This window comes from Bacteroides sp. HMSC067B03 (assembly GCF_001811315.1).
Classification (GTDB): domain Bacteria; phylum Bacteroidota; class Bacteroidia; order Bacteroidales; family Bacteroidaceae; genus Bacteroides; species Bacteroides faecis.
In genome coordinates this window covers 80705-105698 of record NZ_KV804369.1, presented here as the reverse complement: position 1 = coordinate 105698, position 24994 = coordinate 80705, and the positions used below count along the sequence as shown (strand labels likewise).

Below are 24994 nucleotides of genomic sequence, written 5' to 3'. Positions count from 1 at the left end.
GGTTATGCTCTACCAACTGAGCTATTTCCGCAAATAACTTTAATGACTGTGAAGAGAAGGAGACTCGAACTCCCACGACATAACTGTCACTACCCCCTCAAAGTAGCGCGTCTACCAATTCCGCCACCTCTCCAGAACTTTAAAGTTAATCTCTGTGCCCAGAACAGGACTCGAACCTGCATGCCTCTCGACACACGCACCTGAAACGTGCGCGTCTACCAATTCCGCCACCTGGGCAAAGATTATATTTCCAACATTTCAAAGAAACATGAGCGGAAAACGAGACTCGAACTCGCGACCCTAACCTTGGCAAGGTTATGCTCTACCAACTGAGCTATTTCCGCATTTTTTCGTTTGCGGTTGCAAAGGTAGGGATTTTCCGTAATTCTGCAAACATTCTGCATTTTTTTTTCACAAGAATCTGCACACTTTGTTTCCGCAAACAAACAATCGTTTTGATAATCAACTCATTCGGTCTCGATAGTCTTCGTAAGAAAATTGCCTGTATATTTCAGCTTTACCTTCTTTTGTCCACAAAGCGATGGCCGGATGGTGTATTCCGTTAAACATATTTGTCTTGACCATGGTATAATGAATCATATCTTCGAACACAATCCTTTCTCCGATTTGCAATTCATGATCGAAGCTCCACCATCCCATATAGTCACCACTCAAACAGGAGTTTCCTCCCAAACGATAAATGAACTCCCCTTCGTTCCCCATTTCCGCACCACGAACGGCAGGCTGATAAGGCATTTCCAGACAGTCGGGCATGTGACAAGTGAAACTGACGTTCAGAATGGCTGTCTTGATGCCGCGGCTTTCAACGATATCGACTACTTCCGAAGTCAGGACGCCTGTCTGCCATGTAAATGCCGAACCGGGTTCAAGAATGATCTGCAAATGGGGATATCGCACTTTCAAGTCCTGCAACAGTTTAATCAGATGCTCCGTATCATAATCCTTTCGGGTCATCAGGTGTCCGCCTCCCAGGTTCAGCCATTTTATTTGCGGAAACCAGCGGGAGAATTTCTCTTCCAGATGCAGCAAAGTACGTTCCAATTCGTAAGAAGATGATTCGCAGTGGCAATGACAATGGAAACCTTCGATTCCCTGTGGCAATGTATCCGGCAATAAGTCTGCAGTAATACCGAAACGGGTACCGGGGGCACACGGATTATAAAGTTCTGTTTCTACTTCCGAATATTCGGGATTCACACGGATACCGCAGGAGATTCCGCTTCCTTCGGCTACTGTCATCGGATAGAAACGATGGAACTGTGCCATCGAATTAAAGGTGATATGGCTGCTGCAACGCATGATCTCCGGAAAATCCTGCTCGGTATATGCAGGCGAATAAGTATGTGCCTTACTGCCGAATTCTTCCAATGCCAGACGTGCCTCATACACGGAACTTGCCGTAGAATGGTCTACATATTCGCGGAATATCGGGAAAGAGCGCCACATGGCGAATGACTTGAAAGCGAGAATAATCTCCACTCCTGCCCTGTCGGCCACACTTTTTATCAAACACAGGTTCTTTCGCAAGAGCTCTTCTTCCATGATATAGCAAGGAGAAGGAAATTGGGTAAAATCTATCATATACAAATTTATTATCTAAAGTCACGCCTTACGGACGCGACTGCAAAAATACAAATTCAAAAGCAAAGAGAGATTCTTTTATTTTTAATTAAGACATTGAATTTCGAGAACTTTTTCTTATTTTTAGACCTTTATTTCATATAAGTAGTTATTTTATCCTAAATACCCGATTGATTATGAATAAAGATTTAAGAAAAGTAGTGATTCTCCTGGCGCATCCCAACATGAAGGAATCACAAGCAAACAAAGCATTGATTGACGCAGTGAGTGACATCGAAGGTGTAGCGGTATTCAATCTTTACGACCAGCAAGATGCTGCTTTTGATGTCGATGAGTGGAGCAAAATCATTTCCGACGCTTCCGCACTTATTTATCAATTTCCTTTTCATTGGATGGCTGCACCGTCACTACTCAAAAGATGGCAGGACGAAGTCTTTACTTTTCTCTCCAAAACCCCGGCAGTAGCAGGAAAGCCATTGACTATAGTGACCACCACAGGTTCCGAATACGAAGCATACCGCAGTGGAGGCAGGAACCGCTTCACAACAGACGAGCTTCTACGCCCTTATCAAGTGAGCGCCATTCATTCGGGGATGTCCTGGCAAACACCTATTGTTGTTTATGGAATGGGAACCGCAGATGCGGGAAAGAACATCGCCGAAGGAGCTAATCAGTATAAACAACGGATAGAAATGCTTATCGGCAGCAGTAATGCAGGAAATAACTGGTAAATGAGATCTCCCCTATAGCTTATTTCAATTAGCTATTAGCAAAAACAAATTAGCTAATAGCTAATTTGTTTTTGCTAATAGGATATATTATCCTCTATATGTTATTGCAATAACTTATCCAAACAGGCTTTTACCTCCTCGGCTGTTGGCTGGATAAGCAGAATTTTCCCTTCTTTATCAACCAGGAAAGTTCCTCCTCCGGCATTGCCGATTCCATATTTGTCCCATATCTTTCCTGCGTCATTCAATTCTATAAGATTCAGCCAGGGATATTTATCTTTGGCTACAGCTTTTCCCATATCGTCTGCCTGACGTTCACGGGCAACACCGACAACAGTAAAACCTTTATCTTTATAAGCTTCATAAACAGGAATCATGCTGATAGACGACCGTCGACAAGGGCCACACCAGGAAGCCCATAAATCAATCAAAGCCACTTTTCCTTCTATTTCCTTGGATAATGTATGAGGAAGTCCTTCTGCATCAGGAGCTGTAAAGTCGATATACTTGCCACCCAGCTTTATTTCCCGGCTTGCAATCCAAAGTTTCATATAGTCCGTCATAGGATTATCAGCAAACTTGCCTGCATATCCTGTCTTATATATATGCATGATATCAGAGGCTTCTTCAGTGTCATGCATCCTTCTGATTTGTTGCTTCAACAGATACAATCCTACGATTGTAGGGTTCGACCGGATATATTCCTTTTCATAATTTTTGTATTTGCCATTAACTTCCTGACTCTTTTTTTCCAATACCTTATAATCTTCTGTATAAGCCTTACCGTCATCATCTAACTGGCGCATCTTTTGAAAGATTTCCTTCCTTTCCTCTTCATTCTGAGCTTTTTCTACCTCTGCCTGCAAAGCAAGCGCTGCAGGAGTCAATATTTTATTCTCTTTTTCTAATTTTTCCCTTTCTTCCCGAAGTGAGTCAAAGAATAGCTTATCAGTTTCCTGTTTGAAACGGAGCAATTCTTTGGTCAATGGTGCGTCCGAGTAAACTTCAGGTGCCTGGGACGAATGCAGGATAATTTCAATTTTCCCGTTCTCTGAAAAGAAAGAAGTCGGATACCAAGCCCCCTGCAGGTTATCACTCCAGGCATACAGTTCATAGGGTTCTTCCCTATCAGTATACAAGTCATACGAGAATTTCCCGTCACGTACCGGAATGGAAATCCATCCCTGCACACGTGGATCGGTTCCTTCCGGCATTAACATCAAGCGGCTGTATGCCGGACAGTTGGCTACCGTCCCTTCAATACGGCAATGAATTTTCTTATTTATCTGCTTATTTTCCAAGCAAATATCATTTACCCGAAAACCATTCCCTTCCGGAATCATTTCATCATAATCAACCATTCTGTCCCGTTTATCTACCGGCTCGAACTGCAACGAAAACGAGCGATTCCAAGACTCGGGCATATACTCTTCGTGATCCAGTTTGATCCCCGTAGCACGTATCAAACGGTAGACTTTTCCCGTTTCTTTCCCTTTCAATACAGAAGAAGAAGCTATCCGGACCCAATAGTTAGGGCGGCTATACATATCTCCTCTAAGGATAACTGCCGTATCCGAAACTTCCGCCTGATAAAACTCCAATGCATCAGTAGTACGTTGTCCCATTACCGGATAATCAATGACTCTCGTCTGTGCTGTGGCATACATGCCTATGAAGGCAAGCCCAACCGTTAATAATATGCTTTTCATCTTTCAATAGTTTTATCAGATCTTACAATTTTGTGAGTTTTTTTAAAGTCAGCACCGGCAAGAAAACAAACACTCCGATCACGGACATCACCAATCCTCCGATAGTACCTGCTGCCAAAGGAAACCAGAAGCCTTCTTTTTCTGCTCCCACCATGAAAGGGATAAAACCTAAAATAGTAGAAACGACTGTCAGGAAAATAGGAATCACTTTCGTATTCCATGCCTTCACATAAGCACGGAGAGGTGAAAGGCGGGTAAAACGTTTACGAATCGCATTATACTCGTTCAGAATATAAATACTGGCATTCACAGTAATACCGCAAAGCAAGATGAACGAAGCGAAACCGCCCTGGTCAAAATTCAGTTTGAACCAGTAGAACGTCAGAAATACGCCGATATAAGATATCGGAATGACGAAAATAATCGCTAACGGCTGCTTCAACGAATTGAACAGAATACTTGTAATAAAGAAAATGATAGCAATCACAATCAGGAGCAAACGATACTGTTTGTTGGCACCCCCGCCCCATGACCAGTTATCACTTTCCGCTTCCGCCTTATATCCCAGCGGGAGAAGTTTATTAAAACCTTCCAAGTCTTTTTTCAGCAACTTATGTCCCTGTTCCGACGCACCGATATACTCATATTGCAGGCACAGACGATATTGCTGATTCTCCTTTGCCACTTCCTGTGGCATCTGTCCCTTCTCCACTTTAGCCAGTTCTGCCAGTTTATACTCTTTTTCGCCTACACTGAAAGGATCATACTGCATAGCCCATATATCCCGTTGCCCCGATTGCCGGGAAGAGAGTTTGATTCTTTCCGTGCCGTCTTCAGTGACCACAGAACCAATCTCCTGATTCCGTCCATATATCGGTCGGATGGCTGCAAAGAGTTCTCCGGCTCCGACCCCTGCTCCAATCATCCGTCGTTTATCCAAATCAAAATAAAATTCCTGATAATCATCCTTCCACCACGAGAAATTGGAGCCGATCGTCACCTCCCTGATACGACGATGAGACAACAATACCTCTTTCAGTTTGGTAGCCCAGCTATAAAGTTCATCATAATTATATCCGTACATTTTCACCCGGAATGATCCCGCATTCTCGCGCACATTGTTACTGAATCCCTGATCCTGCAATCCATAGATACTCCAGTCTCCTCCTCCCAGTTGGAGTGCCTTGCTGATCATGTTAGCTTTCAGCGTATACGGAAACCCGCTTTTCTGATTTTCCTTGGTGAAATGGATGCTGATAGATGCCCGGCGGGCACTTTCCACCGATGTCTGAAACTGCTTGATCTCTTTGAACCCGCTCAGATAAGTTTCCATCCGTTTAATTAGCGTGTTCATCTGTTCAAGCGTACTGCCGTTCGGCAAGTTGGCGTTGGCATAAAGCACTACCTCCTCATTCCGGGTAAAGTAGCTGCCCTCATATACCTTTTGCACAAACAATCTCAGGCTTCCTCCCAACGCTTTATCCACTATCGGTTTCACCTTTTCCTTATAGGTGGGAGTGCCCAGTGTCTTATTGTAAATCTCCACCCACTTATCATCCCCTTCCATCTTCTCCGGCAATAGAAACACGGGCAATCCGAATGCCAGCAACAGCAATACACAAACCGCCACTCTCCAACGACAAAGCCGCAGTATCAGCCATCTGTATGAACGGCTGAAGTAAACCGGCATCCGCCGCATCTTCGGACGTATCCACGCAAAGAAACGGGTATTCCCCATCCTCCACCTTCTTTTAGCTACGGCCAAAGAGGATTTCTTACGCCGCTTGAGTCCGATTTTATCAATCATAGAAGGCACAAAAAACAAAGCGACCAACAGGGATACTCCCAGATTAATCATCACCACCGCAGCAAAATCCTGCAAATTCAGACGAATCCTTTCGTCCAGAAAGAAAATGATGACCAATGCCCCCATTGTTGTCAGCGTAGCTGCCAATACAGACATAAATGCCTTCCGGTTTCTACACCGGAGATAATGGTCACTCATCACAATCGTATTGTCAATCACCAGATTTAGCGAAACCGTAATACCCGCCAGAGAGTATAGCTGCATTTCCAGCCCGAAGACATAGTAAAAGATTACGGCTATCGCCATATTCACAGTCAGGCTGGTAACAATCAGAAACAGATATTTAGGACTGAAAGTAATCAGTAATACAAACAGGAGCAAAATAGCCACTGTCACTCCTGTACGCAAATAAATCTTGTTCAGTTCATCATGTATAAACTCTGTGGTATCGTAACTCGTATGTATCTCATATCCTGCCGGAAGTGACAGCCTGATATCATTCATACATGCCTGTACCGCCCGGCTCAATTCCAGCTGATTGGCTGTCTCCTCCGCGACAACAGACAAATAAATCGAATTCAATCCGTTGATCCGGTAATAACTCTGGGGCTGCTCCTCCATGCGGACAACCTTCACCAGTTCATCCAGACAAATGATTCTCCCGTCCTTGACTTTTACCTGTATCTGCGCGGCATCAAATTCGCGGTTATCATGTTCAGGCATCAGTACCAGCCGAATCCACTCTTTACCCGAAACCGCCTGTTCCACATCATAAGTTCCCAAGAACTCTTTCTGATAATGCAAACCAACTGCCTGACTAATCTCATCCGTGCTCACCCCCAATGCACGCAATTGCTCATAATCATACTCCAGCCGCCATTCCATCGGAGTAGCTCCGCTGATATTTATCTTATAGATACCCGGAAGCTGTGCCAAACGTGTCTTTATGTGTTCTTCCGCATACTGCTGAATCAGACTGGGAGTAGCAGGCGCATTAATTGTAAATGCGACAAAAGGCCCCTGACTTGCCTGCCCGGGACTTGCCATCTGAATATACGGGTAGCTAACTCCGGCAGGCAGTTCCGGCCATGTCTGACGGATGATAGTAGAAGCCTCAAAACGTGCAACAGCCGCATCAGCATGTTTGTCCAGACTCACATTGATGCTTCCCCAACCATTGCCGGAAGTCGAAGATATACTTTGTATTCCCTTGACGCGGGCAAGCATCGCCTCCAGTTTGCTGGTAGCCGTCATCTCTACAACACGTGCCGAAGTCCCTCCCATGCTAAACCACACCGAAAATCCGGGTAAGGTCCGTGACGGATTCAGTTTTACCGGCAACAATGGGACAAGTGCCAGCCCGACTAACGCCACACTGATAAAAGCGACAATGAGCGTAAAAGCAGAAGCTTTTGATGACTTCTTTATTGGAGAATTTATTTTTTCCACTATCAATTATTATATATATAATTTAACTCTCGCAAGCTGTACAATCCGCGTGGTAGGTGCGCCTATCTCTATTATTATTTAGCAGTGTTTACCTACCACCTCCCCCTACGGGGACTCCTCCTTCCCGAAGGAGGAGATTTGAGATGCTATCGACCTTTGAGTCAGTCTCAATTTCAGTTAGCACTGATTTATCAATCAAAATCTGACATCGAGTCCTCACTGTTATTTTATCAGTCTTCCTCCATTAAAGTCGAAACGATCCGAAAGAGAAAGCTTCGTAGCAAAATCAAATAAAGTAAGACGGCGTATTTTATAATAATTCAGCCAGTAGTTCTGCAAAGCAGAAATATAATTACGCTGCGCCTCCTGCTGCCTGTTGAGCGAAAGCGTCAGACTATTAATATCCGCCTTACCGATAATAAAACGTTGTCTGGTCTCATTGTAGGCGAGTATCGCCAGATCCAGCGCTTCTTCCGCACTGGCAATCAACTGCTGCTGGATATTAAAGTCACTCACCGTCATGATCACCTCCTCCTCAATACTTATCTCGTCCTGCCGTGCCGAAATCTTCACCACATTCAGATTATTCCGGGCCATATTATACTTGCCTTTACGAACGCCCCAATCCACCAGCGGGATCGATACGCTGACCGCTACCAAGTCCTGTTGCATCGGTTTGTGATACACATCTCCGAAATTATCCGCCACCTGATTGAAGCCGATACTGGCATTCACACTGGCATTGAAACGGGATTCCTTTTTAGTCTTGTCCACACTCCGTTCCGCTTCCAGCACATTCTGCTTTAACTCCAATAACTGCGGATTATTGCTCCTTCCCCATCTCAAAGCCTCATCTACCGGAATCTCCATCATACTCGGTCGTGCAGGAAGTTCCAGTTCAATCTGCGTGTTCTTGTCCAGATTCAGAAAAGATGCCAACGAAAACATTGCCCGTTTCAAGTCACTCGCCCGATTCTGCAATGTATTCTGTGCGTTCACCTTGTCCAGTTTTAAAGTGAGCAGATCTGCCTGTGAAATGGCAGCGATCCGATGCCGTTGTTGCCCAATGCGATATAAGGTATCGGTAGAAGCGAGATTCTCTTTTGCCAGTTTATATTCCGCCTGCGCCATCGCCAGAGAAAAGAAATAACTCGTTGCCGTCTCCGAAACCTTCTCTACATTATAAAGGAATTCCTTCTTCACACGTTCATATTTCAGCGGCTCAATCTTCCGGTCCCATTTGAAAGGATTATAACCAACCAGACTCTGCGAATAACCGATTCGTATCGGGACACTAGTCAACTGTGTCGCACTATTATCTCCGAAATTACGCATATAGGCAAGGTTTGATTCCAGATAAAATGTACCTCCGGTCAGGTCGAGATTTTGCCGTACACTCAACCCGCCATAAGCATAGTATGACTGTTGTGTACGATATACATCCAGATCCTGTCCCGAATCATAACGTTTCGTAATGTCCCGGTTATATTGTGCCGGGGTAAGATCCATTGTCAGACTCGGCAGACGGTTTGCACGATACGTCCGGTATTCCCAATAGCCGGACAGATACATATTCTGTGTACGGAATGACTCCAGCGAACTGTCATTGGCTAAAGCGATAGTCTGATTCAAATCCAGCACCAGACATTTCTGAGCATATGCCGAAGAGAAATATATCCCTAATACAGTCATCAAGACCAAAAGAACAGATGATTTCTTCATAATTCAACTTATTTTTCATTTTGTGTGTTATTTCCGCTTTTTCCCCGGTAGATAAACCAATAAAGCAGCGGTATGATGAAGAGGCTGACAGCTGTACCGATAGACATCGTACCTATCATGGCGATAGACAGCGGCTTTTGCAGTTCCGATCCCATATCCGAAGAAAACAGTAATGGCACCATCGCAAAAATAGTAGTCAGCGAAGTCATGATAATCGGGCGCAGGCGTCTACGCCCAGCTTCATGAATAGCTTCCAGCAAAGGAACGCCTGCCTTACGCAGTTCATTGATCGCATCCAGTTTCAGGATGGAGTCATTGATTACGATACCACAGGTTACAATCAAGCCGATGGCAGACATCAGATTCAGCGTGTGCCCGCAAATCCATAGCAAGAGTAAGGCAAATGCCACGTCAATCGGAATCTCCGCCAATACCAGCAACGGTTGAAGGAAACTCTCAAACTGTGCAGCAAGAATGAAATACATCAGCAGTAATGAGATCATCAGAATCACAACCAGCTCATCCAACATCTCTTTGTTGGAGAAGAAGCTGCCGGAAAAGCCCGTATCCCAATCCCCTGTCTCATCCGCCACCTGTTTCACTTCACGCATCAACCTATCCGCATTCCGCACACCGTAAAAGTCGAACGGGACATATTCACCGTTACGTCCGGAAGTAATACTCTTCAGGTCTTCCGAGGGGGCAACATTAATCAATTCCCGAAGCGGGATATATTCTATATTTCCGGTATTGTCCGGCTGCGTTTGTACCAGTGTCTCCTGCAATACCTCATTCACAGTCTTTTCATCACCCGCTATGTTGATCGGCAAATATTGCTGATAAGAATGCAGCATAGTCACGCTGTTTCCCCGAAAAGCAGTCTTCAATACCCGATACAGTTCGCTGTAGGAAACACGGTAGAGCAAGAGCTTCTCTTTGCTGATACTCAGATTCAACTGGTTATCGAAAGCGATACCTGTCGGATTGATTCCGGTTTTCCGCCCCAATTCTAGTTCCACATTCCGTATGGTTTCAGCTTTGGGAGCCTCCGCTTTATTACGGGTGTAGAACTCCGCCACCATATCCGGTTCTCCCGTCACAAAAAGTTTCTCAAATACCGTTTCCGGCGGAGAGAAAGAAATGACAGACAGCGGATAACGCTCCTTCAATTTCCGGTATACTGCCTGTTCCAAAGGGGCTATTTCTTCAGAAGTTTTTGTACGGAAATAAAGTTCCGCTTCGGAAGAAGACAGCTCCCTTTCCCGGTTCAGGATAAAGTCCTGTCTGCCGATGGAAGCCGTTTGTTCCAATACATCTTCTTTCAGTTCCTTGAAAAGTTCACCCACCCGTCGTTTGTTCTCATCCACATGGATGTTTTCATTCCACTCTATCCGTGCGATCAGTTCATTCTCTTCGATATCGGGCATCCGCTCTTTGTCTATAAAGAAAAAGAAGAATACGCAAAGTGGAATGGAGATAGCACAGAACAATACACTGAATACCTTATGTCGAAACACCCAGTCGACACCTGCATCATAGAAACGGTCCAGGGTATGATCCTTGATCGGATTATTAAATTTGAAGGAAAGCCATTTCCATTTCCAGGTACGGACACCTGCCCGGTAGACCAGCAGATAAAGCACGGGAAGCAGCATGATTCCGGTCAGATAAGACACCATCAGCCCTACAGTGACAGAGAAAGCCTGATCGTAGAAGATAGCTCCTGCAATACCACTCATAAAAATCAGCGGGGCAAATACGGCAATAGTAGTCAGAGATGAACTCAACATAGGCGTTACCACTTCACTGGTTCCCGTCACGCAGGCACGGCGCAATGAATATCCCCGTTCGCGGTATTGCGATATATTCTCGGTCACAATAATCGAACTGTCAATCATCATTCCCAATGCCAAAATCAATCCGGCAAGCGATATGATATTCAGTGACATATGGCAAAGGTAGAAAAACACAAAGCTGATAACGATGGACACCACCATACTAAGTCCGATGACTAGCGGAGACTTTACATCCCCCAGAAACAGGACCGCTACCAGACAGATAAAAAGGAAGCCCAGAGAGAGATTCTGTCTGAGATTAGAGATCGTATAGTCCAGCAGTTCCGTCTGGTTGCGGCTGATGCTGAAATCAATCCCCGGATATACTGACTGGAAGTAAGTCATGGTGCCTACCAGCGCCCGCTTCATCTTATCTATATTCTCATCCGATTGTTTGATAACGGCAAGACTCACGGCACGTTTGCCATTGGACAGAGACACCCCTTTTTCCTTTGCGGGCACAACGCTTACTTTACAGAACTCTTTTAACTGTACAATGCGGTCGCCCTTACGCAGATAGATATTTTCTACATCTTCTGCTGTCCGCAGCAGTGTTGAGAACTTTATATTATATTCATAATACCCGTCGCGCACAGTCATGCTACCCGGTTCCACATTATTAGAGGACAAAGCCGATTCGACATCTCCAATCGAAAGTCCCATCACAGCAAGTTTATCCTTGTCGGGTACAATCTGCACCTGCCGTTGCAAAATTCCGGTCACATCTACCATGGCGACTTCCTCTAGCTGCTCTATCCTGCGCTTGATGACGGATTCGGCAAATTCGCACAACTCCAGAAAGGACTGTTGTTCTGTGTCACCGTATGCACTGTCATTCTTCAATGTCAGATTCAGATAGAATACGGGAATATCCGTTGCACTCGCTTTGATAACCTTCGGACGTTCCGCCTCTTTCGGAAGAAAATTCATGGCGGCATCTATCTTCTCATTCACCTCGATAAAGGCAAGGTCCGTATTCGTACCATACTCAAAAGACAGACGGATAATGCCCGCTCCGTCCCGCGACTCACTATGAATATCCTTCAGGGTAGAAACTTGAATCAATTGCCCCCTCAAAGGTTTGACAATCGTATTTTCCAATTCCCGGGCAGAGGTATTGGCAGAAGATACCTGTACCGTAATTTCAGGAATAGCGATATCGGGAAGCAGCGATATAGGCAGCGTAGAGTACGTCACTACCCCGATAATGAAACAGGCGGTAAAGGCCATCAATACGGCAATAGGACGCTGTATTAAGAATTTTATCATAGATTCATTATTTAATTCTTAATTATTCATTTTACATCAACTTCCGCTTCATGCGCCAAATTCAAGTTTCCGGTGACGATAACCGTATCTCCTTCCAGCAGACCATCCTCAATACCTTTCTGCGACCTATCGGAGACCACACACTCCGTTGCATTCTCCAATCCTGTATTTACATAATTCCACATAGCCTTGCCCTCTTTCAGGGTAAATACCACTTGTTTGCCGGAACGCAATACGACGGCTGTTTTGGGAATAACCAATTGCTCTCCCAATGAACGGCGGACACTTACCTTTACATTCATACCGCTAAACAGCTTTCCTCCCGCATTTACCGCAGCCTTGACTTTCACCATACCATTGGCATCCACCAACGGATTAATCTCAGAGACACTTCCTTCAAATGCTCCCCCACCGGCATAAGGAGTAATTACCACTTTATCTCCTACCTTGATAAAAGCAAGTTCATTTTCCAGCACCGTGAAATCAGCTTCCATTCCTTTGGAATCAATAATAGTACAGAATGCTTCAGAAGTATTTGCCGGATTATAGGGCTTTGAAAATAAATTGGCTACCACGCCGTCAAAAGGAGCAATCAATGTAGCATGTTCCATCTCTCTTTTCGCCAGTTCATATTGGGATTTAGATTGCTCATAACCACTTTTTACTTTGGCTATTTTCATCGTTTCGACAGGAACTTTATTAAAATCGTCAGGAGAATACCCCTGTCCGATCAGTACGTCTTTCAATTCCAGTTCGGCTTTCAATAAAGCATCTTCAGACTGAGACAATTTCTGCTCCAGACGGAATTTATCCAAATCAGCCAGCTTCTGCCCTTTCTGTACACGATCGCCATTCTTCACATAGATATGGGCGATGACTTCACTGGTTTCAAAGCGTAGATCGGCTTTGCCACGGGCACTGATCTTGCCGTTACTCATTAGTTCGTGATTAAATGCCTTTCTTTTCAGTATTTCTACAGTCACCTCATTTTTAGACATAGGAAGAACGGTGGAAACACCCTTTTCCGATTCATCCTCCATATTTTTCTTGCCGCTACAAGCTGTCATCATAATCAATGCAGAAGACAGACAGATCCATGCTAACTTGTGTTTGTTCATTTTTTATTTTGTTAGTTACACACTCAAAAATACATATTTCTTTCTAAATAAAAAGAGATACAGGATGATTATTTAAATAATACTGCGAAAACAGTAAATCACTCCACAAAATCAAATTCTGATATTTAGAAAACATTATCATTATCAAATTATTTCTTTATAAGTTTCTTCACTTCTTCTCTCATCTCCTTTATTGCAGTAGATTGCACTTTCGGTTCCTTCGTCAATACAATCTGAACCGCCTGTTTTAATTTCTCCAGATGTCGATATTCCGGTTCCACATAAAGTTTCGCTAACAAGTAATACGGATAAATCCGTCCCGGAAGCCGATGAGTAGATCGTATGAAATATTCTTCGGCTTTCTCATATTCTCCTGTAGCCTGATAATTCTTTCCTATTATATTCAGAATCATAGGATCACAACTATGCATCATTGCTTCTTTCAGAACTTCCGTAGAATGATCATATTCTTTCAACTTATGTAAAGAATGACCATACTCAAACAAAAAATCTCCCCGGTCATTCAATTCCGGATAAATTTTCTCATACCCCTCTTTGGCTAAACGAAATGCACCTATATTATAATACATTTTACATCTAAGCCATTCTTCACAGGCATTATACTGATTATATTTCCAATAGTAACTTCCCAACAGAGCAATCATTACAGTAAAAAGATAAATATGTATTCGTGACTTTCCTACCACACAAGCAGCCAGCAAAAAATAAAATGCTATCGCAAATCCGGGTATTTGCATCGGATAAGACGAAAATGCAAAAACTAAAACAGAAATCAAACCTGCACACGCACTTATTTTTTTTTCAGTTATCCCTTTCCAAAGGCAAAAGCTAATGATCAACAACACAACCAATAGAAATAAAACTCCATATTCTACAGCTATTTGCAGATATTCATTAAAAGCATATTCAGGACTTCCGGCTACCTGTTCCTCTGTAGCTGTAAACTCTGTTCTAGCAAAATAATTTTCCTGAGCCATTCCATAAGCCGATGCAAAGTTTCCAATACCATGTCCTAAAAATGGCTTTTCCGCAACAGTCATAGCGCTCACTTTCCAAATTAACAGACGGCCATTAGCCGAACCTACTTTTAATTGAAAAAGAGCATAACTAATTATTATCAGCACTATTCCTGCTGTTATCATAGCCAGAAATACCCTTTTCTTATACCTCTTACCTATCTTTCTTAAACGAGTTCCCCATGAACAGTGTATACCATATACCCATATTCCAGAAACCGCAACGGCTATCCATGCCGAACGGCTCATACCTGCCGGTAAAACACAAAGAATTAACAACAATACTCCTAAGGCCATATAATATTTACCCCGCTCTACCCAAGTATGTTTCTCTACTTTTCTCAAATTCAACCATTCACTCAAACAAATCGGAAATACCATCGCTAAATATCCAGAATAAGGTCCCGGATTGTAAAAGGAGCCTGTAAGCGCATATAATGAATGATTGGAAACAGCTAAACCGTATATCTGCCATAATCCCCAAACAGCCTCAACTCCACCTAATAGAATAAGAGACCAAACGACTGATAAATAAAATGTATTTCCTCCTCTTTTGTCTAAACATAAAGAAATAAGACTACATATTACAAACACAATAGCCATACGCCCCAAATATAGCTTCTGATAAGCCATATCTCCGACCGCAATAGTATAAGACGAAACAGTTACCACGCTCAAAATCGCAATGACTCCGAACAGCATCAATAAATGAACGTTATATTTATTCTGTAATAACATTTTCTGTTATCTCCTATTTTATTTGATCTTCATTAAAATCCGCTCCCAACGTACCTGATCAGTATACTTTTCTTTTGAATTCCAAATACGGGTAGCTTTGCCTACAATATATTCTTCCGGCAACATTCCCCAATATCTGGAATCTTGCGAATTAGCCATATTGTCCCCCGATACAAAATAATAGTTCTTTTTAAAGCAATACTGATGAATAAGACTATCTCCCATAAATACCTGCTCTTCTTTTAAGTGTATTTTTTTCTTTTGCTCCCAAGCAATCAACTGCCTGTATAATAAATAATTAGTACGGTTCATTACTACTATCTGCTCTTTTTGCGGGATAGGTAATGGTCCGAACTCCCGAATATTCCACCCTAAGCTTCCATCATAAGGAAATGTTCCCACTACGATTCCTTGTTTTTCCGGTTGCTGTAGTTTGGCAAGATATTGCTGAGCTTTATAATTTCCCAACTGTTCGTGACATCCACACACTTTATAAAATCCTCCTCTGATTTCCAATGTATCCCCAGGCAAAGCTATACAACGCTTCACATAATACTGCATTACGTTCATCCGGATGCTATCCCACCGATTCATCTGATAAGGGAAATTAAAAACCAGTACATCATTTCTCTTAAAACTACCTAACCCCGGTATCCGGAAAATAGTAACGTCTTTGTTATCCAAAGCAGCGAACACGTTAAATAATCTGGCCCCCTTTATCATTTTATTAACTAATATTCTATCTCCATCTTTTAATGCAGGTTCCATAGAATCCGATGGAATTTTAAACGAGGTAAAACAGAATAGCTGTATCAAAAATAGAATTACTATAATACAGAATAGTAAGAATAGTAAATTCTCTATTATCGCTAGAATTTTCTTCACCCTACTCATACGCATCTTTTAGTTGAATCAATTTACGATAAGCCATCAATCCCAGTACACACTTTACGTGTTCGTCATTTCCATCCAATAATTCAATAGAAGGAGAAGCATTTTCTGCCATCCTCTCTTTCAGATAATTTGCCCATAAACACAAGTGTTCCCAATGCAATTCAGCATAACTGAAATTTTGTTCTGCCTCTACAATGGCTAACATCATCATTAACATATTAGCAGCAGCTTCCTCTGCACAATTATCTGTTTTTACTTGTTTACTTGCAACCGGATATAAGCCTATATCATAAGGTGGATATTTCCTTTTCCAACGCTCATCTTCACAATATTCGAATATCGGATTTAATAAACTTTTCATCCAATCAACACGATTAAAAAATAACAAGACAGGAAAATTCTTATATATTTCTCTGACATTACCCAAAGTATCTCCAAAACAGAATGACTTATGATCCGAAGATAACACAAACCTATGGGAAGATATAAAATTACGGTAAGAAGGAAGAATCTGTTCAGCAAATGTCTTATCACTCACTTGAAATGCCTTATTATTCCACAGTTTATCCAATTTATCACATTCTTCCCTTAGTTTCTGATACTTGTTTCCAACAGCCATCATTAATTCTTTAACCTCTCCAGTTCTATTGCTATTCCAAAGAGGTTGTAAACGCTCACCAACATATTGTATCCTCTGTCCTTCTCCACATCCTATTAACAATATGCCTTTATTTCCATTTTCTGCACACAGTTTTTGAGACAAAACAACATGACTATCATCGCATGAAAACGTTGTTTCATCCGCCGTCATACCTAAATATAAACTATCAGACTTGACAAACCGCCACTCTTGTTCAACCCAACTGTCAATCTTCCTCTTGCCAAACATCCATTCCATATCCACATCGAACAAAATTTCTACCGTATGCTCCTTTTTATCTTCTGCACGAACTTGATAGGAAAGGAAACCGACAGGCCACCCTGTCATATTCCACATCTCCGACAAAGAAGGTGAAACAAAATCAATCTGAAGTTCTACATCCCCGCATTGAAATACATAGTGAGTTTGAGTAGCTTGTATATCTATTTGTTTCAATAGGACCGTATCTGCTTCACTGTAAGTTTTATTTTCAATATACAGACCAAAATCCAACAATGCGGGGCCTCCTGTGTTACGTCCATAAGCTGCCAAAACATTTGTTCCATTACAAATATGAGCAATAGCTTCATCTGTTAAACGTTCACATTGTGTTTGATATGTTATTCCTTTTTCAGAGAAAAAATCTCCATTCCAAAAAAGTTTTATCTGATCATCGCAAATATAACAGACATAAATTTTATGCCCTTCTAAAGTATCTTTATTGTCAATCTTAATATGCCTGCGGACATATATATTTTCCGCTCCCCATGCGGTACAAATATTTGAATTACCTTTTACAGGTCCAAAAGCACCATTTCCTTCTTTCCAAAAAGAATCATCATATTCCTTTTGCTCCCACCCTTTTCCAGGAAACAAATAAGAATATTTCCCCGACCATCCGACACTGTCATTTGCAAGAGGAGCTATAGGAGATATACGTAAAGAATCTCCTCCCATAAAACGATAAGTCCTACCATCTATCCGTAAAATTCCTATCACTGGAAATAGCTTTCCAGACTTCAATCGCAGATAATGTTTATTCAATGCATCTCCCGCCATTTTTATAGAGAAATCAGGAGTAATAGCCAGCAACATATGTTCATCAGGAACAATACCAATAGAAGGTACAGCCTCCTTCTCCGAATGGAAACAAGCAGATAGCAAGACAATTATTCCTAATAAAATGATTGTTTTCCACAATATAACAAGTTTAATTGTAAGTCTTATTTCCATAGTTGCTCTCCCTTTTCATAAACAAAAACTCTTTCATCTACGCCACGCGTATGATTACGTAAGAACAAAAGTGCATTTCGAGGAATTCCTCTATATACTAATGAATCAACTGTAGCCTTGATTCTTCCGGCGGATTTCCAGTATCGGTCACAATAATACAACTCGTAGATATCACCAGGACGAATATAATTATCCCTGTTGCGGGGAGTATAGACAATACGGTCTATCTGCACCTTCCTACCCAAATCAAGTCCTGCCCATCCTCCGGTAAATTTGAAATAATCAAAAGAAGTCCACGTTTTTCCATCAAACACATTTGTATATTCATGCGTTCCATCATGCTGATAGCATCCGAGAGTCCCTATTATTTTTCCAAACAAGGCTGCAGAATCATTTTTTTCATAAAATGCGACTTCAGCCACATTACATAATCCTCCGGGAGGACCTACATATCTGATATAACGATATTCTTTATTTGTCGAACTTCTTACTGTCGTATTCAAACGATCAGGCTTACTTTGTATGATAAATAAAGTATCCCTTATTGCAAAATTCGATTGATTACTGCCTTCAAAAACACCCCCTATCATTCGATCACGAAATATATTTTCTCCATCTATATTACATTTAGCATACAATACCACATCTTGTGTATCTCCTTCGACAGAGAAATAATGCTGTTCATTCTTCTGCTTATCCACATAAAAAGGATCAGTCAAAAAGTTCAAAGTACCATTCTCATAAGTAGCCACCCTCATTAGCGTACCTTTTCGTACATTTCGGAAAACCAGATGTCCCGCATCGTATTCAGTCCAATCAATCGGTATCCAGTTATTTCTATTAGTAACACATAGATAAGCTATTCTCCCACTACTCTTATTCCTATAAAGTTTTTCCAATGGAATGACTAATTCTTTTTCAAAAGAATAAGCATATTCATAAGTAACATCCCTAAATTTCGGTAAACTCCAAAATGGATATACCTTTTCATTATATTTCGCCATTTGCTCATATAATTCTTTGTTTATATCAAAAGTATATCGATACACTTTTGGACTATCATCCCAACGATACCACCAGTTTTTGCGAACCATTCCCAGATTCTCCGGGAAATTAGCCATATATGCTTCACCTGTTTTATCCCAGGCTACCAACCAAAAATGCCCGGCATTAACATAGCTACGTACAGGAACAAAATCAATTGTACAAGGAATTCCCAAGGCTCGAAATAAATATACAGTAAAATCAGTCACTTCCCGACAGGTTCCTGACAGGCATTGTACATATTCAGGTCCGATATACCCGAAAGAGTAAGGAGTAGTTGAAGTATAATAATGCCACTTATCAGGTAATGTATTTATTAAGTAATTTGCAGCTACTACCGGATCTTCCATATCTAACGAATCAGACGTCTTTAATGAATCCAACAGCTGATTATATTTATCATAATACATTTCACGCCAATAGGCTAATACCTCATCATCAATACGATAAGGCAACAAATACTCACAAAACATTTCGAAAGATATATTCTTTCCCCACGGTTGTTCACGCCAAACTTTAAAAGCCCACTCAATATTATTGCACAAATAAGCTGAATCGACTTCCAGCAAATCATATTTTTTATCTAACTGTCCAATTGGACCAAATGTTTTTTTCACAGAGTCCGCTACTTCTTCAGGAGTTTTTCCATGACTATCCTTCAGCCACGCATAATACTTTTTGTATTTTTCCAATTGTTCTCCATGTGTATAGGAGTGATATGGCATATTTTCTATCAAAAAACATGCAGCCTTATATTTCAGGCTATCAGTAGCATCCTGCTGATAATAATAAAGTACTTTCTCAAGTTCTGTGCGATTACCTTTTGCTATACGCAAAGCAAGTTCCAAAGAAGATATAGACTCTTCCTTGGAAAACACTTTGCCTACAATAAAGCATCCTAGTTCTATAATCAATACTACTATAACAACATGTTGAATATATTTCCAAAATTTGGCCATATCTCTTCAATACTATTTATTCAGCATTTCCACTTATCTTCAATCGAAGCGGTGCATCCTTTATATTACAATATATAGTGATTGTCTTATCAAAATGTTCAGGATGTTCAGCTTTATATTTTATTTTCATACTTAAAACCTTATTAGACTGAATCGGTTCCTTAGAATATTCTACCGAAATACAACCACAAGAAGTTATCACATCATTCATCACTAATGTATTTTTCCCCACATTAGAAATCTGTATCTCGACTTCTTGTGCATCATTCCAAGAAAAAGTACCTAAGTCTATTTTTGTTTTTGATATGGATACATCAGTTAAAAGCTGCTTATCATAAGATGATAATACCGTTTTTCCCGAAATAATATCTAAATACATTTTCTTTACATTATAGTTAAGTATTGGATTTCCAATTGCTATAATTTTATCATTTTTATCGAGAAGAAATGTACATAAATGCTCTTCATGTAAGAAGTTATTCATTCTGTTTAAAGAATCCATTTCATCTATAAACACAAAGCGATCAAAATGGTTATCTCTTAAATGTTTAATAAACTTTCTTTTCCCCTTTGGATAGAATACCATTAAACAGTTCACCTTATTGGGGTAAACAGAATCTATTTCTTCTAACATCTCTTTCCATCTTGGTAATTGCAACTTACAGCTCATACAACCAATTGTATCCACATAATTCAATATAGTATAAGGGAGTTTTTCTCTTTCATATTTCATTATAACTGTATCATTAGCATAAGACGTTAGGCACATATTATCAGGAAATCGAATCGTCTTTCCACTCCACTCATTAACTAAACGTGTTATTTTATCTACCCTCGACTCCTTGCATGAAGTTAGTAATATAGTTACAAACAACAAACTTATTAAACGTATCATTTTTTTAAATAATATTTTACTATTACAGGATTATCATCTTCTGTCAATTGCTCCATCTTTTGTATTTCGTCAGGTGCCATTAATTTACGAACTACAACTTCAGATATCCTATCAGGCTGACAAATAGAAAGTAATACATTATCAACTATCCCAAAACAAGGATACATTATGAAAGGCTTGCCATCTTTTACTAGAAAACCTTCTTTTATTTTTCTGTTATAAATAAAATGACTTCCGTATCCTCTATCGGTCGTTGTTAAATAAACATACACATAATCATTGTTGAAAAATTTAAGTACCGGCAAAAGATTCTGTGAAGAATATTTCAAAAATAAATATCTCTCTGTAGCCTCTTTTGTAATTTCTCTTTTTTCTTCATCAGAACTATTTCTCTTTCCTACTGCCCGTCCAGGTAAACCATCAGCCTTGACTTCAGCATCTCCCATATCAAGATATATAATCGGGGTAAGTTTCTTTTCTTTCGCATCTATTTGATAAAAATAATAATTTACTCCAAACGGTACAAAATAAAAATGCTCACCTATACGATAAAAACAATCATTACTCATTGTGTTTCCAGAAATAGTTCCTTCATAATTAGCATTGACTGATTGCTGCGTTTTTAAGTCAATAAACGATACTTCTTGATTTGTCCATACAAAAGGATGATTGAAAATATAATTATCTGAATCTAGAGCCATCAGATAATCTACAGGAAACTCTGGTTTAAATTGTCTCTTAGATAAAAGTCCAAATGTCGGACTATAAGTATATACTGTTCCATATGGATTGAGCATATCAATCCCTTTTAAATAAGGATTAAAATTAATGTCTAATACCATATTGTATTCTTTAGGACCCTGACCATTCATTCTCTTCGAATTATCAATGTATTTTCCATTACCAGAAAAAGTAAAAACAATTTGATCACTAGTATAAAGAGCATACATATCCATACTTTTATTATAAATGATTTTATTACATTTATGAAAGATAGATGAGTCGTTGGTCTCTAGAGGGACAATCTCTATTTTTTCTAAAAAAGATGAAGCATCTTTAGAAGCTTTATGCACATCTACGGGTACTATTTCAACTCCGTCTAGTACGTTTTTATTACTTGAAGCACACGCAACAATAACAATTGCCAAGATTATTACACTTATTTTTTTCATTGTATCATATTTTTACATAGGAACTAACTAGAAAGTCCAACAATTCTGATTTACAGACAAAAGTAAAAAGTATAATTATCAAAAGCTCTTCTTTCTAGTCAGTCTCACAAAATCTATACTTCTACTCGCAAGGAGTAAGACAAGTATCACTCATACTACCAGAAAATCTGCAATCTTCAGGATGATGAAACCACCCCAAATCACAATCAGCATACTGATGCCAGCATCTACCAGGAGGAGTATTTTTTGTCCCATTACAAGTAATTTCAACATCAGGAGATTCATATTCAGCTAACGCTTCCACATTAGCTAAGACCAGATCAGACAACTTCACATTATTCTGTGAAGAATAAACTGTATATCCTCCAATTAAAATAATAACAAACAATGAGATTACAGCTACTAATTTCTTTTTCATAATAAACATTTTACTTTATAAATTAAGACTCACATTTCTAAAACAATAGCAAAAACTTATTTGCTAAAAATCATATTATTCTTACCTTTGCCTCACCTCCTTTTTTTGTGGAGTTTAAGGAGCAGATGATGTTCGATAATCCGGCAAGATTTAGCAATTCATCATCTTGCTCCTTTTTAATCAAATTAATTATCTCATCCCTAACCATAATAGAACTTAACTATTGGCTGATCATTATTTACATCCGTAGCTAAAGCCTCTACATACACAGCTATCTTTTTCATATTATTTTTTGTTTAATAGATTAATTATGGAAGCAAAGGTAAAAAACAAGGTATGAGTTGCCAAAAAAAAGAGCTGACCATTTCGGACCAACTCTAAATTCCCCATTTCATCGCCATTTTGGGGTATTCATTATTTACTCAAGACTCCTTCAGAGAAACGATTGATAAGTTTCGTTCCCTCTTATAATATCTATTGATTTGTCCATTTCCTGAAGTAAAAGACGTAAACGCCCTATCGTTTTATGAATTCGGTATGTTGTACCTGTTTTATCCGGTCACAAATTTACCATATTATAATTATCCTTTAAAATGTATCCGTTTTCCTTTTCTTTTAAAAAGAGCCATAATAAATGACTAGGCTAAGTTGGAATTTTCTTTCTTACACCATCTACTTCTATCATCTTTTGTTCCGCATAAAATGTAATGTTTTCATACAATATATAAGAATGAATGGGAGTGCTATTTATTTCTTGTAGAACTTTTATTATTGATATTTGTTTCACTATTAGTACCTCTATGAAATATAGATGAGTCGTTCGTTTCCAAAGACACAATCGCAACTATTCAATCTAATATTCTGTAATTTTGCTCAAATTTCATATATTTTAGCAGTAAAATGCAGCAAATTAAACGAATTACAAGCAATACAAAAGAAAGCATACGCATTGTTACACATTTGCCAGCAAGATATATTGTTCAAATTACTGATAATCAATTAATATTTTGGCTGAATAGTTTCTAATTCTTAAAAAATAGACTTCCACATAGCACATTAGCAGAGTAGCGTATTCACTCAATTAATTATATATACAAAAATAAGCAATGATAAGAATATTCCCAAAGACAAAATCTGACCATTTCGGACCAACTAGAAGCATACCAGTTTTTCCATATATATTGCATAATAATCCATGCATATTTATATCAAGATCCACTACATTTGCAGCAATTATTTTACTATTAATTATCATATTATGAAAAAACAAATTCTATCTTTGATACTATTTATGCTAATATATATCTATATCGTTACATGTACCGCATGTTCCAACCGTTCTCCATCGACCGATCACATAGAAGCACTATTGAAAGAATATGGAATCAAAAAATACAACTATTTTATAACAGATGACAATACAACTCTAACTAAAAATAATTTTAATGAAACAACTAATCTTGGAGAGAAATGGATAGAAACTTTATCTCTACCACTAATTCTAACAAAAGAAATAAGAAATGAACATATAAATGAAGATTCACTTTTACGTTGTTACATGTCTATACGAAGTATAAATAAAGAAAAACTCTTGGTAAAAGATATTATACGTATTCCCGAGAACCAGCCTTCAATACTCCCTCTATATAATGAAAACATATCATTTTATATGAAACATTTGATTCATAGGCAATTCCCCGAAGCTTATAACGATTTTTATAAAAACACATTAAAGATAGAAGAGAAGCATTCATGGAATACAAAAAACATATTGACTACGACTAAATACATTTCTTCGTATTTTGACGAGCAGAATATTACAGAATACATGCCGATAGGTAAAGATATTCCCAACCTTTTTCCTACATGGTATGTAGAAAACATATACCAATTGGCAGGCTGGTATACATTTAGGCTAAACAAGCATGTAGTACTGTGGAGTTCTATGTCTGACGAAAGCCAGACACTTCTATGCATTAAATTCATCGATTTAAGAAAAACTATCGCTATCATATATCCTAATAAAGAAGGATTATCTCCTTTTGATTCTAACGGAAATCCAGATTTACTACTATCTCCTATTGCATTGGATATATTGAAGAACACCTTTGAACCAAATTATTGTAAAATAGACTTCAATCAGTCTAAAGAAAAACTTTGTTTACAGCTAAAAGAGAAAAGAAAATCACCATACATAGCATTATATATAAAAGAATTACAATCGCATATCAGACTAGCAAGCAGAATAAACAACCATAATGAATACCAAAAACTAAAAGAAGTTTATGATACATTGTTCCCTCATTCGCTTCCCTGTGATTATTTAAAAGTATCTCCATTAACAGCTATCAACTATGTATCCGACAGAATGAATGCTTCACGATATTTTATACTCAATGAAGAATCCAATATTACAATTTTTCATTCAAATCAGCGATGTAAATACATAGCCAAAGATAAAAGTACAAATGATTCTATTGTTTTTGCCGACAAATGCTGGATAATAAAGGAACAATCACAAGAGATAATTTGGAAACCTGCCATGACAAACAATATTCCTGTACAAATTATTGGAGTTGAAAAATATGACACAATATTAGCCCCTGGCAAATATATTGTACACTATGAGTCGGATGGAAAGCACTCTTTTGAATCTTGGCTTAGTTTCCCTCCACTCATTGATGACTATGGTATACGTATTTATAAAAAATAAGAAAAAAAT

The 24994-nt window shown here is 39.5% G+C and carries 15 protein-coding genes and 3 tRNA genes; 2 read left to right on the top strand and 16 right to left on the bottom strand.

The features are described 5' to 3' along the window. Positions 1–49: 49 nt before the first annotated feature. The 4 genes from HMPREF2794_RS15485 to nspC form a co-directional block, all read right to left on the bottom strand. Positions 50–133, bottom strand: a tRNA-Leu gene (locus HMPREF2794_RS15485). 22 nt (positions 134–155) lie between these two features. After that, positions 156–237: transfer RNA gene (locus tag HMPREF2794_RS15480), tRNA-Leu, on the bottom strand. A 34-nt stretch (positions 238–271) separates the two neighbouring features. Continuing rightward, positions 272–344 (bottom strand) — tRNA-Gly (locus HMPREF2794_RS15475). Between the two features lie 118 nt (positions 345–462). Beyond that, positions 463–1602, bottom strand: a complete 1140-nt coding sequence (gene nspC, locus HMPREF2794_RS15470) for a carboxynorspermidine decarboxylase (protein ID WP_070751836.1) — start codon at positions 1600–1602, stop codon at positions 463–465. A 176-nt stretch (positions 1603–1778) separates the two neighbouring features. On the opposite strand from nspC, the gene HMPREF2794_RS15465 reads away from it, so the two are divergent. Continuing rightward, positions 1779–2333, top strand: a complete 555-nt coding sequence (locus HMPREF2794_RS15465) for an NAD(P)H-dependent oxidoreductase (protein ID WP_070751835.1) — start codon at positions 1779–1781, stop codon at positions 2331–2333. A gap of 101 nt (positions 2334–2434) precedes the next feature. Here HMPREF2794_RS15465 and HMPREF2794_RS15460 read toward each other — a convergent pair whose 3' ends face one another. From HMPREF2794_RS15460 to HMPREF2794_RS27855, 12 genes are all read right to left on the bottom strand, one after another. Continuing rightward, positions 2435–4042 carry a peroxiredoxin family protein gene (locus HMPREF2794_RS15460; protein WP_070751834.1) on the bottom strand — a complete coding sequence of 536 codons (1608 nt, stop codon included), beginning with the start codon at positions 4040–4042 and terminating at the stop codon, positions 2435–2437. Between the two features lie 22 nt (positions 4043–4064). Further along, positions 4065–7298, bottom strand: a complete 3234-nt coding sequence (locus HMPREF2794_RS15455; RefSeq protein ID WP_083312104.1) for an efflux RND transporter permease subunit — start codon at positions 7296–7298, stop codon at positions 4065–4067. Between the two features lie 222 nt (positions 7299–7520). Then, positions 7521–9020, bottom strand: a complete 1500-nt coding sequence (locus tag HMPREF2794_RS15450) for a TolC family protein (protein ID WP_070751833.1) — start codon at positions 9018–9020, stop codon at positions 7521–7523. A gap of 8 nt (positions 9021–9028) precedes the next feature. Next, positions 9029–12124 (bottom strand): efflux RND transporter permease subunit, encoded by a 3096-nt coding sequence (locus HMPREF2794_RS15445; RefSeq protein WP_070751832.1) that lies wholly within the window; start codon positions 12122–12124, stop codon positions 9029–9031. 26 nt (positions 12125–12150) lie between these two features. Continuing rightward, a complete protein-coding gene (locus tag HMPREF2794_RS15440; RefSeq protein WP_010538230.1) occupies positions 12151–13242 on the bottom strand; it encodes an efflux RND transporter periplasmic adaptor subunit in 1092 nt (363 codons plus the stop codon). A 149-nt stretch (positions 13243–13391) separates the two neighbouring features. After that, on the bottom strand, positions 13392–15017 hold the full coding sequence (locus HMPREF2794_RS15435; RefSeq protein ID WP_010538231.1) for an O-antigen ligase family protein: 1626 nt from the start codon (positions 15015–15017) through the stop codon (positions 13392–13394). Between the two features lie 18 nt (positions 15018–15035). Then, complete coding sequence (lepB, locus tag HMPREF2794_RS15430; protein WP_070751831.1) at positions 15036–15911, bottom strand: signal peptidase I; 876 nt, start codon at positions 15909–15911, stop codon at positions 15036–15038. Then, positions 15904–17784 carry a glutaminase domain-containing protein gene (locus tag HMPREF2794_RS15425; RefSeq protein ID WP_070751830.1) on the bottom strand — a complete coding sequence of 627 codons (1881 nt, stop codon included), beginning with the start codon at positions 17782–17784 and terminating at the stop codon, positions 15904–15906. Before HMPREF2794_RS15425 ends, lepB begins: the two co-directional genes overlap by 8 nt. Further along, a complete protein-coding gene (locus tag HMPREF2794_RS15420; RefSeq protein WP_070751829.1) occupies positions 17775–19787 on the bottom strand; it encodes a hypothetical protein in 2013 nt (670 codons plus the stop codon). The genes HMPREF2794_RS15425 and HMPREF2794_RS15420 overlap by 10 nt, the downstream gene beginning before the upstream one ends. A 16-nt stretch (positions 19788–19803) precedes the next feature. Further along, on the bottom strand, positions 19804–20682 hold the full coding sequence (locus tag HMPREF2794_RS15415; protein WP_010538235.1) for a DUF1573 domain-containing protein: 879 nt from the start codon (positions 20680–20682) through the stop codon (positions 19804–19806). Beyond that, complete coding sequence (locus HMPREF2794_RS15410) at positions 20679–21854, bottom strand: 6-bladed beta-propeller (RefSeq protein WP_010538236.1); 1176 nt, start codon at positions 21852–21854, stop codon at positions 20679–20681. Before HMPREF2794_RS15410 ends, HMPREF2794_RS15415 begins: the two co-directional genes overlap by 4 nt. 121 nt (positions 21855–21975) lie before the next feature. Continuing rightward, positions 21976–22272, bottom strand: a complete 297-nt coding sequence (locus HMPREF2794_RS27855) for an NVEALA domain-containing protein (protein WP_022300977.1) — start codon at positions 22270–22272, stop codon at positions 21976–21978. Between the two features lie 1258 nt (positions 22273–23530). Here HMPREF2794_RS27855 and HMPREF2794_RS15400 point away from each other — a divergent pair. Then, on the top strand, positions 23531–24985 hold the full coding sequence (locus tag HMPREF2794_RS15400; RefSeq protein WP_139147266.1) for a hypothetical protein: 1455 nt from the start codon (positions 23531–23533) through the stop codon (positions 24983–24985). Positions 24986–24994 lie beyond the last annotated feature (9 nt).